Below are 14,045 nucleotides of genomic sequence, written 5' to 3' on the forward strand. Positions count from 1 at the left end.
GTTCAGGAACGAATTATGTCGACATTAGCGAGAGTGCTAAGCTTAATTAGCGCAATATTCATGCTAACAGCATGTGGTGGGGGCGGCTCTTCAGTCTCTCGGGATAACACGGATAATGGAAGCGGAGACGGCGGTACAACCACGCCTACCTATTCAATTGCCTTGTCGTTGGAAAACGAAAGTGGCGCAAGCGACAACAATTTATCAGAAAACAACAGCCTGTTTGCGGTAGCGACTGTAACCGATGAAGACGGGAATCCGCACTCAGATGCTCTGCTAACTTTCACCCTGAGTAACGAAGAACTTGCCGAGTTTGGCAATGATACCGGCACTGCAAGAACTAACGCAAGCGGTGTCGCCAGAATTCGTTTAGATGCAAGCACGGCTTCGGGTGATGGAGAAATTACCGCAGCGCTGGGCAGTGGTGAAACAGGAACTACCACGTTTTCTGCCACAGCGGTCAGCGGCACAGATCCTACTACTATCAGCGTTGCACTTGCGTTGCAAAATGAAAGTGGCGAGGCTGATAACAGCCTTTCATCGAGCAATGCGTTGACAGCAGTTGCAACGGTAACAAATTCACTGGGTGAACCTCAGGCAGATCTTTTGCTTACCTTTTCATTAAGCAACGATGATCTGGCTACCTTTTCAAATGACACAGCAACAGCACTTACAAATGCAGAAGGTGTTGCAACAATAGGTATGTCGGTGGGAAGCGCGTCTGGTGACGGTGAAGTGACAGCTACTTTATCTACTGGTGAAACAGACTCCACGACTTTTAGTTCTGAAGGCAGTACAACGGTAAGTGAAGACCCGGCATCTTTGGAGCTTTTCGCTGACAGTATTCAGCTGGCTTCTAGCGGAAGCGATGAAGTCGAACTCATTGCGTTAGTTAAAAATGAGCAAAGTGTGTTAATGGAAGGTGTTGAGGTAAGCTTCTCGGCCGCGACAGGCGATGGCGTTGAGCTTCAGCTCACGCAACCCGTTACCCTTGCCGATGGTACCGCCCGTGCAATACTGACGTCGCAAAACGATAAATCAAACCGTACGATTACTATTACAGCCGGCGCGGGCAGTCTTACTGAGTCTGTTAATATTACAATTGCCGGAACAGAAGTCACTATCAACGGCGCGTCTTCAGTTATTTTAAATGACACTGTTGATTATACAATCCGTCTTCAAGACTCCGATGGCGAGACTATAAAAAATGAAGATGTTGTTTTAAGTGCTACTAACGGCACCCTGAGCAGCGCCACGGTTAATACTGGGGCTAACGGACAAGCTACAGTGTCATATACTGCATCTGCCTCTGGAGAAAATACCATTACGGCATCAGCACTTAATGCTGAAACAAGCTTTACGGTGCAGGTACAGCAAGACGAGTTTAATTTCGTTAACTTACCAACAGAAGAAGTGCCGTTAGGGCAAACACAGACTATTACCGTGCAGTGGCGTCAAGACAATACGCCAGTAGTGGGTCAAGAGGTAACCTTTAGCGCATCACGTGGCGTAATCGACGGCGACTCAACTGTACAAACCGATGCAGAAGGACAAGCAAGTATTGATATTAGCGCCAACAATGCTGGCATCTCTTCAATCACCGCAACGGCAAGCGATGGAAGCGGTAACGTGTTGGTTTCAGCACTCACTCAAATTGAGTTTATTGCCACTACACCGCACACGCTTATTGCTGATGCGTCGCCTGATATTTTAGGCCCTGATGGACAAACCAGCACGATTAGCGCGGTGGTTCGCGATGTAAATGGTAATTTGGTAAAAAACAGTGTGGTTAACTTCACTGTCTCTGACGTGTCTACCGGATTTGTGTCGCCTTCTCAAGCAACTACTGATAGTAAGGGAATAGCTACAACAGTCTTTACGTCAGGCTCGGTTTCAACCTTAGAGTCTGTAGTTGTTACTGCTTTTGTTGCTGAAGATCCAGCGATCGATGATCAAGTTACCTTGACCGTAGGTGCTCGTGCATTCGATATCTCTTTGGGAACGGGTAATGAGCTCGAAGAGCCTACATCTACATCTTACTTAAAGCGTTTCAGTGTTTTTGTTTCTGACTCTGCTGGACAGCCAGTCAGCGGCGTGAGTTTAACTGCATCGGTGGCGCCGGCAAAATATGTTGATAATGGTGAATATCGCACAGGGTTCTGGGTATATGATGATGATGAATCACAATGGATAGCCATAATTAACCAGAATTGTCTCACGGAAGATGTCAACGATAACGGTATCTTGGATACAACTCCAACCAATGAAGACACTAACGGGGACGAGATGCTCACGCCTGGATTAGTGGGAACCATAACCTTTGCTAACGGCAATGCTGAAACAGATGAGAATGGCTATGCAGAACTGGAGTACCGTTACCCTAGCAGTTATGCGGTTTGGTACGATGCTGTTATTTCTGTTTTCGGCCAGTCTACCGGTAGTGAGGCCCAGGCTTCGATGAATTATACATTAAGTATATCGGCTGAAGACGTGACCGATGAAGGCGCATCACCGCCGGCTAACCCGTTTGGTGTGACTGACCAGTGTACCTTGGTTACGCCGTAAAATTACGCACCATTTAAAGCATTAAAAAGCCGGCTAATAGCCGGCTTTCTTTTTACTTTTTAGTAGATTACAAAACTTATCCCTGCTGGAACGGGTAAACCGAACCAATCTTCAGAATTTGTGTAAGCTCATCAAGCGCGGTACGAGATTCAATTAGCAGCTGCGGATCGCGCAAGTCATCTTCACCTAATTCATCGCGATAGTGCTTGTCGACCCAAGCGTTTAGGCGAGCGAACTGTGTATCATTGATTAACGTATTTTGATTAACTGCGGCAAGTTCTTGGTCATTCATTGCAACGCGCAAACGCAAACACGCCGGGCCGCCGCCATTGCGCATACTCTGTTTAACGTCAAAGAAGTTAACCGACTTTATCGGTGTGCCTAGTGTCACTAGCTTGTCTAAATAACGCTTAACGGCCTCGTTTTCCTGACATTCAGTAGGTGCGATTATGGTCATATCGCCGCTTGGAAGCGTTATGATTTGCGTATTGAACAAGTAGGTTTTTACTGCATCTTGAACTGACACTTCGGCAGTCGGCACTTCAATAAAATGTAGCGGTTCGCTACCAAATTTGGCTTGAAGCTCTTTAAATCCTGCGTCTTTTTGATAAAACGCTTGCTCGTGGAAAAACAACACATTTTGGTTACCTACAGCGATCACGTCGTTGTGGAATACGCCCTGGTCGATAACGTCTGGGTTTTGCTGCATGTAAACTACGCCATCGTCGTCCAGACCGTGTAAGCGAGCTACTGCTTGGCATGCTTCAAGCGTTTGGCGAGCCGGATATTTTTTTGGTGCGGGTTTGCTGGTATCAAATGCATGACGACCATAAACAAACAACTCTATGCCTGCCTGACCATAGTTGCTGCAAAGTCGCGTGTGGTTGGCTGCACCTTCGTCACCAAAATGCTCGTTATCTGGCAGGTGCTGGTGATGAGCAAAGTGCTTTTCGTTAGCGAAAGTGCCACGTAGAATATTGCCCGTTACCTGAGGCTCTAACGAGCGATGAAACTTGTTCGTTAAATTTGCAGGGGTAAAGTGAACGCGACCATCGGCAGTATCGGCGCTAGGAGACACAGTGGCGGCATTTGCAGTCCACATGCTACTAGCAGAACAACATGCTAAGAAAATCTCGCGAGACTGCTTTGCAGCGCTTTCTAGCACGCGAGCATCAGAACCGGTAAAACCTAATCGACGGAGCGCAGCGATATCAGGACGTTCTTGCGGGGCTAATACACCTTGAACCATTCCCATATCGGCTAGCGCTTTGGCCTTTGCAAGACCTTGCTTTGCAGCCTGTTTAGGACTGCTCTTTGCGTTCGCATTGTTTAGGGAAGCGACATTGCCAAACGATAAGCCGGCATAGTTATGGGTAGGTCCAACAAGACCATCAAAGTTAACTTCAAACTGCTTCATACTTTCCCTTATTCTTGTAGTTTTGGCTGTTGACCCCATATGCTACATTCTTACAAACACTGCGATTAAGTTGATAGCAATAGCAACGCTTTTGATTTTGTTCAGGGTCAAACATGGCACGTCTTTAAACCTGAGCGGGTTGTTAGGTCAGGTTCGAATGGCTGGCATTATACGGCTTTTAATGTCGATGCCAATCGTACTGCTCAATTAATGTACAGTTTTTGTGTGCGATTAGAGCGGAGAGAAGAATAAGTATGAAGAAGATCTTGTTTTCCATTCACTTTGTAGATATATGTTAAAAAAGAGCGAGTGCCCTATATATAGTGTTGGGCTGCTCCAATTTTCAGAATTTGACGTAAATAGTCATTAAAAATCAATAGGTTTAGTTCAATTATATGGCAAAATCACTGGTCATAGTCGAGTCACCAGCCAAAGCGAAAACGATAAATAAATATCTTGGTAAAAATTTTATCGTAAAAAGTTCGGTTGGCCATGTGCGAGATCTTCCGACGAAGGCTTTAGGCAAAGTCGAGCCTAAAAAACCGGCTAAAGAACTCAAAACTTTAAGCGAAGAAGCGCGTCAAGAATACCTTCGCCGTCACGAATATTTGAAACTTGTAGACAGAATGGGCGTAGATCCGGAGAAAGACTGGAAAGCCCACTATCAAGTGCTACAGGGTAAAGAGAAAGTCGTTAACGAACTTAAAAAGCTTGCTAAAGATGCTGACACTATCTATCTCGCGACCGATTTGGACCGCGAGGGGGAAGCAATTGCATGGCATTTACAAGAGCTGTTAGGCAAGAAAGATAAGACCTATCAGCGAGTAGTGTTCAACGAAATTACCAAAAACGCGATTCAAGATGCGTTCTCCGATCCGGGCGAGTTAAATATCTCTCGCGTTAACGCGCAGCAGGCTCGCCGGTTCCTAGACCGTGTTGTAGGTTTCATGGTGTCGCCACTTCTGTGGAAAAAAATTGCGCGAGGCCTCTCAGCAGGGCGCGTACAATCGGTAGCGGTTAGGCTTGTTGTGGAGCGTGAGCGAGAAATTAAAGCGTTTGTGCCTGAAGAGTTTTGGGACGTACACGCAGATTTAACCAGCCAGCAAAAAGCGGCACTACGTATGCTGGTAGCAAAGCACCAGGGCAATGCGTTCAAGCCCAAAAACAAGGCCGAAACAGATAAAGCGCTTGCTGACTTAGAAGGGGCTAACTACACGGTAGAAAGCCGCGAGTCAAAGCCTACGCAAAGTCGTCCTTCAGCACCGTTTATTACCTCAACGCTGCAACAGGCGGCAAGTACTCGATTGGGCTTTGGTGTTAAGAAGACCATGATGATGGCGCAGCGCCTTTATGAAGCAGGCTACATCACTTATATGCGTACGGATTCAACCAATTTAAGCCAAGAGGCGCTGGACAGTGCTCGTGCGTACATTTCAGATAATTTTGGTGACAAGTACTTGCCTGATTCGCCAAATCGCTACGGCAGTAAAGAAGGAGCGCAAGAGGCGCACGAAGCGATCCGCCCTTCAAACGTGAGCATTAGTGCTGCGAGTTTAGGTGATATGGAACGCGATGCACAGCGTCTTTATGAGCTTATTTGGCGCCAGTTTGTGGCCTGTCAAATGACTCCAGCTAAGTACGACGCAACCACGATTAAAGTGGCAGCGGGTGATTACGAGCTGACGGCGAAAGGCCGCGTACTCAAGTTTGATGGTTGGACTCGCGTTCAGCCTCAGCTTCGCAAAAAAGGCGAAGAAGAGCTCATGTTGCCTGATGTGCAAAAAGGCGATGTACTTGACTTAAAAGCGCTTGATCCTAAACAGCATTTCACCAAGCCTGTAGCGCGATTTAATGAAGCGTCGTTAGTAAAAGAGCTTGAAAAACGCGGTATTGGTCGTCCATCGACCTACGCCAGTATTATTTCGACGATTCAAGATCGCGGCTATGTGCGCTTAGAGAACAAGCGTTTTTATGCCGAGAAAATGGGCGAAATAGTAAACGATCGTTTGATGGAAAACTTTGACGATTTAATGAGCTATGACTTTACTGCCAATATGGAGCAACATCTTGATGATATTGCTGAGGGCAATAAAGATTGGAAAGACGTGCTCAATGAGTTCTACAGCGGCTTCTATGACAAACTGCTAAACGCTGAGAAAGACCCTGAAGAGGGCGGTATGCGCCTGAATCAGGCGGTACCTGCAGGTATTGATTGCGACAAATGCGGCCGTGAAATGAACGTAAGAACCGCGTCAACCGGCGTGTTTTTGGGCTGTTCAGGCTACAACTTACCACCGAAAGAGCGCTGCACTAACACCATGAATTTAACGCCTGGTGATGAAGTCGTGAAAGTGGACGATGAAGAAGAGCTTGAAACAGAAGCGCTTCGCTCTAAAAAACGTTGTCCTAAGTGTGGTACGGCGATGGACAGTTACCTGGTCGATGAAACCCGTAAACTTCACGTGTGTGGTAATACGCCGACGTGTGATGGCACATTGGTAGAGGCAGGCACATTCAAAATAAAAGGCTATGACGGCCCCATTATCGAGTGCGATAAATGCGGTAGCGATATGGAGCTTAAAAATGGTCGATTTGGTAAATACTTCGGTTGTACCAACGAAGAATGTAAAAATACCCGTAAGCTACTGAGAAACGGCGAAGCTGCGCCGCCAAAAGAAGATCCGGTCGATTTACCAGAGCTTCCGTGTGAAAAGTCTGACGCGCACTTTATGCTACGCGACGGCGCTTCGGGTATCTTCTTGGCTGCCCATAACTTTCCAAAGTCGCGCGAGACTCGTGCGCCGAAAGTGGAAGAACTTGCACGCTTTAGAGATAGAATATCGCCGAAATTCTACTACCTTGCTGATGCGCCACAAACAGACCCTGACGGTAACCCTGCAATAGTTCGCTATAGCAGGAAGACCAAACAGCAATACGTGATGTCTGAAAATGACAGCGGTAAAGCAACAGGCTGGTCTGCGTGGTATGAAAACGGCAAGTGGCAAGAGCAAGCGGCTAAAAAGCCGGCTGCTAAGCCAAAAGCGAAGAAAAAATAAATCAAAGCGAATACAATATTTCGATACGAAAGTAATAAGCCCGGATTTATTCGGGCTTATTACGTCATAAGGTGTCTTTTAGCGTGCTTCAGCACGCACAATGCAAGGCTCGTTAATAAATCAATAGAGAGTGAGTTATGGCCTCTTTACAAGACCAACTTCTAAAAGCCGGATTGGCCGATAAAGCGTCTGCAAAGCAAGCGCGTGCGGATAAACGCAAAAAACAAAAGCAAAAAAATAAGCAAAAACAACCTATTGTAGATGAAGCGACAATTGCAGCTCAACAAGCCGCAGAAGAGAAAAAGGCGCGCTCAAGAGAGTTGAATCAACTTCAACAGCAAGAAAGAGAAAAGCGCTCGATAGCCGCACAGGTCAGGCAGCTTATTACAGTAAACAAACAACCGCGTAACGGCGAAACGCTACTTAACTTTACTCACGACAATGTCGTTAAACGCATGTACGTAAGCGAAGAAATGCACAGGCAGGTCACAAAGGGTCGTTTGACCGTGGTATTGCTAGATGATGCTTACGAATTAGTTCCTACGCCGGTTGCTGATAAAATTGCTCAGCGTGATGAAGCTTCAATAATCTATCGTGCTGATTTGGACAAGAGTGGTAATGACGGTAAAGACGAAGCAGAAGACGACTGGTATGCCGATTACGAAATCCCAGATGATTTGACCTGGTAGTCTTTTTAAACTCACCACCTTTACTCTTTAAGGTGGTGAGCAAGTATATCCCTCATAATTTAATCCACTTAACGTTTAAAAAACGTTTCCCGTTCCCTGTCTTTTTTCAAACTCAGCTGTTGTCATTAAAGCCCTCCAGCGGCATTGCTCTTGCAATTCTAACATACTGTATTCATTGCAACTTTTAAAAAGCTTTCTTCAGAAATTACCGTCTAGGCCGCTAAATATAAAATGCTAAGAAAGCAGCGCACTTCTACATTCTCAACTATAGTTGTTACAGCATATTAGTGTCGCGGACCATAGTTATTTTCAGTGGACGTTGTTTCTCAATTATGGAGGGAAGCCATGAAAGGTTTACCAAAACTGGTTTTAAGTGTTGCAGTTGCAATGTGCGTGTCACTGCCTGCAAATGCGGGGCTTTTCAACATATCTATTAACAATCTTGGAGGGTTAACGCCTTCACAATCCAGTGCATTCGATGGTGCAGTCGCGTTTTGGGAAACTTACTTAACAGGTGTTCAGAGCGTATTCGATCACAGTATTGTTATTGACGCGAGTGGAGCGCCGATTGATGGAGTGGGAAGAATATTGGGTAGCGCTGGTCCATCTAGTATCATACAGTTCTCCGATAGTGCGTTTGTTTATGCAAATCGGGGCAGCATGCAGTTTGATACGGCAGATCTCAGTAATATGGAGCGAAACGGCACACTTTTCGATGTTATTGTGCACGAGATGGCTCATGCTATCGGCTTTGGAATTTTGTGGACAACCGATTTTATCAGACCAGGTAGCCAGTCGAATTACGTCATGAATTCGGGGCGATACACGGGAGAGTATGCATTAGAAATATACCGCCAAGAGTTTGTAAAAGATGCTGAATTTATTCCGGTTGAACTCGGCGGTGGAGAGGGTACTGCTAACAGCCATTGGGATGAGCCTTGGCCTGGTGGTTCTTCTGACTTAATGACCGGCTATTTGGGACCATATCCAATTACATTAAGTGATACTACGATTGCTTCTTTTGCTGATATTGGCTATTTAACTACGGTAACTCATGCGGTGAGTGAAGCATCGACAGTATGGCTGTTCCTACTTTCTATTGGACTCGTTGCTAGGCGACACCGCCAGCGAAGTGATGTAGGTTGTTTAACAGAAATGTCGTCGATGAAAACTTAGCCGAATAGGCGAGTAAATGCTCATGTAATGTCGGTGTTACATTTCTGATTTGCATTTAATCTTTAGGCAATGGATATAATCAACATGGACCTGTTTTTACTCCAGTATTTTCACCTAACTTCAAATCATAAGTTTAGCGTAGTTACAAGTTTTGTAGTCCATTGGTAGAATCGCATTTGAACCTATCTATCACGTTAAGGGTATTGATTTTTGGATATTTGCCAACGCTGTTTTCTGGTTGGGTTAGGAGACACGCAGCTCTTTACCAAAGCGGCTAAATTGTGCAATGCGGCACAGCTTCATTTTCATCAAACATTCCAATATATCGGCGAGCCCACTTCTCCCTTTTCCACGCATTGCTTTGAGTTTTTAAAAGGATATGAGAAGATTTTTAATAAAGGAGGCGAATGCAGTGCCTAAAGTGAATGCGACACTCATCGGTTTAGTGCTTGCGGGTGGTCAATCGCGCAGAATGGGGCAAGATAAAGCACTTATGCGTTATCAGGGCCGTACTCTCATCGATAATGCTTCGTTACTTTTACAGGCAGCGAGTTGCGATAAAGTGTTAATTAGTCGTAACGCGCCAGGCTTTTTGAATGACAAAATTGAAGATGCAGGTCCGCTTGGCGGAGTACACGCTGTTTTAGACGCACTATCCCAATCTGATAATCACACTGACAATCCTTATGAACTGCTTGTTCTTCCAGTTGACATGCCGCAGATGACGCCCGAGCTTTTGAGAATATTAGTTTCGCGAGGGCGAGAGGCTGAAAAGGCATGTTATGTGGAAAACCGCTTTTTGCCTTTCTTTCTATCCGTTGCGCAGAACACCCAAGCCCTCTTAGCCAACTATCTAGTTGAGCAAAGTAAGAGACGAGTGGTAGGATTTTTAGAAATTCTCAATGCGGTATCTCTTAAAGAAGCTGACCTCAAAAAAACGTTAGGAAAAGATGAAGCCGATAACAAAAAGCGTCTCGCAAAAATGTCCAATGAAGATGACATAGAGTGGTTGAATGTGAATACTCCAGGTGATTGGCCACGTGAAAAGTAACACTGAACAGCGCGCATTAGTTTTAGATGCTACACCCTATACTCAAAAGTTTGCCCTTGCCGAAGAAGTCGCTTTAAGCATTAGTTATAACGGTATTAATTATGCGGTAATGCTGATAACCCCAAACGACATTGAAGATTTCATTGTGGGCTTCAGTTTAAGCAACGACATTATCGAGCATCCTCGTCAGCTTTACGGTATTGAACTGACGCATCACAAAGAACACATCAATGCGGAAGTTGAAATTGCCAATCAGGCGTTCTGGAAGTTAAAGGAAAATAAGCGGCAATTGGCGGGTGCGTCGGGTTGTGGGCTCTGCGGCGTTGAGGCATTAGATAACGCTTTGCCTCAATTAACGCCTATTGAAGTATCGCCTTTGCCTGATGTGAGCTGGTTTAAAGGATTGCGAAGCCTTATATCTAATGCGCAAGCATTAGCTCAGCAGAGCGGTGCAGTACATGGAGCGCTCTACATTGATGCTAAGCGCAATGTGCTGGCATGCCGGGAAGACATAGGAAGGCATAATGCTTTTGATAAATTAATTGGTGCTATCACCACCCAAAAACTCTTTCAACCTGAAGGTATTGTTGTGCTCACAAGCCGCTGCAGTTTAGAGTTGGTTCAAAAAGCGATAAGGGCTAAATTACCTTTGGTAGTAACGCTATCTGCTCCTACAGCGTTATCAGTAAAGTGGGCAAGCCGTTACGGTCTCACCCTGATCCATGTACCTAAGTATGACCCTCCAAGAGCTTACGCACCGCAAGAAAAGTAGTGCGCAGCGAGCCACCTAGAAACGAAAGGCCTATACTAATAAGTGCCGGATAAGCACCGAAAAGCTTACACCGCAGAGACAGGTATTCGGCCATCTGATTGAGATTTCGAAAGTTTGATCGCGATAAATTTCGATGTTGGTGTGAACGTGCCATCACCGTAACTTTCTAGTGGTACTAACGGATTGGTTTCGGGGTAATATGCTGCCGCTTGACCTTGCGGGATGTCGTAAGCCACCAATATAAACTGTCTAACTTGACGTGTTTTGCCGTCGTTCCACATTGACGTAATATCGACTTTATCGCCATCGTTAAATCCCAGTTTCTGAATATCACGTTCATTGACAAACAGCACGTCCCGCGCGCCAAACACGTTTCTGTAGCGGTCATCCATACCATAGATAGTTGTGTTGTACTGATCGTGAGAGCGCAGTGTTTGTAAAATGAGGTCCGGCTCTTCACCTTTCGCAACGAGGTCAGCATTTAACAGTGAATCAGGCAGGGCGTTAGCAGCAAACTCGGCTTTGCCCGATGGTGTTAACCAGCGTCTCTCACCTGCTGCATTACCTAAATGAAAACCACCCGGTTGAGCGAGTTTGGTGTTAAAGTCTTTAAAACCGTCTACGGTGTCGGCAATGAGCTCACGAATATTGTCGTAATCGCTTATTAAGAAGTCCCAGTCTACCGGCGTGTTGCCTAACGTCGCCTTCGCGATACCAGCAATAATAGCGGGTTCAGAGCGAAGTTCGGGCGAGCTTGGCGGAAGTTGGCCATAAGAAATATGGACCATAGAAAACGTATCTTCCACAGTCACGCCTTGTTGCCCGCTAGCCTGCATGTCAATTTCAGTACGTCCCAAGCAGGGTAATATAAGCGCGTCTTTACCTGTGGTTAGGTGAGAACGATTTAATTTGGTGGCGATATGAACGGTTAAGTCGCATTGTGACAGCGCAGCGTGAGTACGCGGCGTATCTGGCGTCGCCTGGGCGAAATTACCGCCTAGGCCGATGAAAACTTTGGATTCACCACTTTCCATAGCCTGAATTGCTTGAATGGTATTGTGACCTCTTTCTCGTGGAACGGCGAAGTTAAACTTGTTCTCTAGTGCGTCAAGCAATGCTTTGGGGGGGACTTCGTTAATACCCACAGTTCTATCCCCCTGCACATTGCTGTGGCCACGAACGGGAGAAAGCCCTGCACCAGGCTTGCCCACGTTTCCTCGTAGTAGTTGAACGTTCACTATTTCCTGAACCGTAGCTACTGAGTGCTTGTGTTGGGTGATCCCCATTGCCCAGCACATGATCACCCGTTCTCCACGTCTGTACATGGTTGCCGCGTGACGTATTTCGTCTTTTGCTAAACCGCTCTGCGCTTCAATATGCTCCCAGCTAGTCGCTTCAACGGCACTCAAATAGTTGTCCATGCCGTTGGTATGCGCATTAATAAAATCGTGGTCGAATACAGGAGGGGCATTGTTCGCTTTGGCTTCTTGTTCCCAGGTTAATAACCATTTCGCAATGCCACGCATAACCGCCATGTCACCACCAAGAGCAGGCCTGAAATAGGCGGTATTGGTTGGCGTTGAGCCATTAGTTAGCATTTCTATGGGATGTTGAGGGTGCTGGAATTTTTCTAACCCGCGCTCTTTTAACGGGTTAAAGCAAACTACCTGAGCGCCTCTTCTAACGGCGTCGCGCAGCGGCTCAAGCATGCGAGGGTGGTTAGTCCCGGGGTTTTGACCTATCACAAATATGGTATCTGCCTTTTCAAAGTCGTTAAACGTGACCGTACCTTTACCCACTCCTATGGTTGGTTTCATCCCTTGGCCTGACGCTTCGTGACACATATTCGAACAGTCGGGAAAATTATTTGTGCCAAATGCGCGCACGAATAACTGATATAAATAGGCGGCTTCGTTACTCGCCCGACCAGAAGTATAAAACTCTGCTTGGTGAGGTGAAGGTAAACCCTTCAAGTGTTTGGCAATGAGTGCGAAGGCATCGTCCCATGATACTGGTTCGTAATGGTCTGCTTGAGCATTGTAGCGCATAGGGTGGGTGAGTCTCCCTTGTGACTCAAGCCAGTAGTCAGTGTGTTTTTTTAGCGAACTTACAGAGTGGTTTGAAAAAAACTCTGGGTCGACGTAACGCCCTGTAGATTCCCAGTTCACCGCTTTAGCACCATTTTCACAAAACTTCACTAATCCGCTTTCTGGCGACTCACCCCACGCACATCCCGGACAGTCAAACCCTTTATCTTGGTTGGTTTTAAGCATGGCCCGTAAATTTTTGAGCGGTTTTTCACTCTGCAGCCAGCTTTGGGTTACGCTTTTTAAAGCGCCCCATCCGCCAGCGGGTTTGTCGTAAGTTTTGATGTTGCGCTTATCACTCATATTCTGCCCCTGTGCCCGCGCGGTTGTTTATTATAGAAAACAGTTACAATTGCCAAATCATTGTTCCAATACACAATAACCATTCTTCTATTGGTGTTCCATTATTTACGCTAACTATTTGATAGGGTTCATCAATTAACCGCATATTTCCAGCTTAGAGTCTGCTATAAGTGGGCGTTAAGCGTTTTATGCAGGGAGCGTCAACCGTCAAAGCAGCAGAAAATTGAAGCGCATTCTGTGCAAATGGGTTGCGTTACATTAATCCAATCGTTATCTTCGCTACGGTCCTAAAATTAGGATTGTTAATAACAACGGCTTTAAAATTCGTTTAAACCAACAAAGGTCTTTCGAAGCGCTTTTCAAGGCGCCACGCAAACATTAATAATAAAAAATCATCGAGGCAACATGGTTTCCTGGCAATCACTTACATTTAATGAACTGACTAATCATCAACTCTTCGATTTGCTCAAGCTGCGTGTCGATGTTTTTGTTGTTGAACAAAACTGCCCCTATCCGGAACTAGATGAAAAAGACCGCCATCCGAAAACTCATCATTTAATGGGGTTTCAAGATAACAAATTGGTAGCGTGTGCACGATTACTTGGCGAAGGAGTGAGTTATCCGTCGGTAAGTATCGGTCGAGTAGCTACCAGCAAAGCCTTTAGAGGTAAAGGTGCGGGCAGAGCACTTATGCGTGAAGCCATTGATCATTGTGAGGCGTTATGGCCAGGCTGTGATATTGAAATTGGCGCGCAAGAATATTTAAAAGGCTTTTATGAAAGCTTTGGGTTTGAAGCCACGTCGACTATGTACTTGGAAGACGATATTCCCCACATCGATATGAAAAGAGCAGGCACGGCAACAGAGTAGCTCAGTGCCTAGCTCGAAATATTGGTTTGCATGACCTTTTATGGCCCAGGCGTTTAACC

General features: G+C 45.9%; 9 protein-coding genes. 7 read left to right on the top strand and 2 right to left on the bottom strand.

The features are described 5' to 3' along the window. The first annotated feature begins 15 nt into the window (after nt 1–15). Nucleotides 16–2,565, top strand: coding sequence for an Ig-like domain-containing protein (locus RJ41_RS18320; protein WP_039223922.1), 2,550 nt, complete (start codon nt 16–18; stop codon nt 2,563–2,565). A 76-nt stretch (nt 2,566–2,641) separates the two neighbouring features. Here the strand turns inward: RJ41_RS18320 and astB are convergent, their stop codons facing one another. Beyond that, the gene (gene astB / locus RJ41_RS18325; protein ID WP_039223925.1) at nt 2,642–3,982 is read right to left on the bottom strand and encodes an N-succinylarginine dihydrolase; all 1,341 of its coding nucleotides are present in this window, start codon (nt 3,980–3,982) and stop codon (nt 2,642–2,644) included. Between the two features lie 395 nt (nt 3,983–4,377). Here astB and topA point away from each other — a divergent pair, with 395 nt between their 5' ends. The 5 genes from topA to fdhD all read left to right on the top strand — a co-directional run bounded on the left by topA (nt 4,378) and on the right by fdhD (nt 10,726). Further along, nucleotides 4,378–7,038: a type I DNA topoisomerase gene (gene topA / locus RJ41_RS18330; protein ID WP_039223928.1), complete on the top strand. Its 2,661-nt coding sequence runs from the start codon at nt 4,378–4,380 to the stop codon at nt 7,036–7,038. 137 nt (nt 7,039–7,175) lie between these two features. Then, the gene (locus RJ41_RS18335; RefSeq protein ID WP_039223931.1) at nt 7,176–7,727 is read left to right on the top strand and encodes a DUF2058 domain-containing protein; all 552 of its coding nucleotides are present in this window, start codon (nt 7,176–7,178) and stop codon (nt 7,725–7,727) included. A 345-nt stretch (nt 7,728–8,072) separates the two neighbouring features. Continuing rightward, complete coding sequence (locus tag RJ41_RS18340; RefSeq protein WP_052235518.1) at nt 8,073–8,903, top strand: leishmanolysin-related zinc metalloendopeptidase; 831 nt, start codon at nt 8,073–8,075, stop codon at nt 8,901–8,903. Between the two features lie 412 nt (nt 8,904–9,315). Then, on the top strand, nt 9,316–9,954 hold the full coding sequence (gene mobA / locus RJ41_RS18345) for a molybdenum cofactor guanylyltransferase (RefSeq protein WP_039223934.1): 639 nt from the start codon (nt 9,316–9,318) through the stop codon (nt 9,952–9,954). Beyond that, nucleotides 9,944–10,726 (top strand): formate dehydrogenase accessory sulfurtransferase FdhD, encoded by a 783-nt coding sequence (gene fdhD, locus RJ41_RS18350; RefSeq protein ID WP_039223937.1) that lies wholly within the window; start codon nt 9,944–9,946, stop codon nt 10,724–10,726. Before mobA ends, fdhD begins: the two co-directional genes overlap by 11 nt. 65 nt (nt 10,727–10,791) lie before the next feature. Here the strand turns inward: fdhD and RJ41_RS18355 are convergent, their stop codons facing one another. After that, complete coding sequence (locus RJ41_RS18355; protein ID WP_039223940.1) at nt 10,792–13,116, bottom strand: FdhF/YdeP family oxidoreductase; 2,325 nt, start codon at nt 13,114–13,116, stop codon at nt 10,792–10,794. A gap of 405 nt (nt 13,117–13,521) precedes the next feature. On the opposite strand from RJ41_RS18355, the gene RJ41_RS18360 reads away from it, so the two are divergent. Next, entirely contained in the window at nt 13,522–13,986 is a 465-nt protein-coding gene (locus RJ41_RS18360; RefSeq protein WP_039223943.1) for a GNAT family N-acetyltransferase, read from the top strand. Nucleotides 13,987–14,045 lie beyond the last annotated feature (59 nt).

This window comes from Alteromonas marina (genome assembly GCF_000808575.1).
Classification (GTDB): Bacteria; Pseudomonadota; Gammaproteobacteria; order Enterobacterales; family Alteromonadaceae; genus Alteromonas; species Alteromonas marina_A.

Coding starts and splice junctions, on each gene's coding strand:
- RJ41_RS18360 (WP_039223943.1), top strand. CDS start 13,522: ATGGTTTCCTGGCAATCACTTACATTTAATGAACTGACTAATCATCAA.
- RJ41_RS18320 (WP_039223922.1), top strand. CDS start 16: ATGTCGACATTAGCGAGAGTGCTAAGCTTAATTAGCGCAATATTCATG.
- astB (WP_039223925.1), bottom strand. CDS start 3,982: ATGAAGCAGTTTGAAGTTAACTTTGATGGTCTTGTTGGACCTACCCAT.
- RJ41_RS18335 (WP_039223931.1), top strand. CDS start 7,176: ATGGCCTCTTTACAAGACCAACTTCTAAAAGCCGGATTGGCCGATAAA.
- RJ41_RS18355 (WP_039223940.1), bottom strand. CDS start 13,116: ATGAGTGATAAGCGCAACATCAAAACTTACGACAAACCCGCTGGCGGA.
- topA (WP_039223928.1), top strand. CDS start 4,378: ATGGCAAAATCACTGGTCATAGTCGAGTCACCAGCCAAAGCGAAAACG.
- RJ41_RS18340 (WP_052235518.1), top strand. CDS start 8,073: ATGAAAGGTTTACCAAAACTGGTTTTAAGTGTTGCAGTTGCAATGTGC.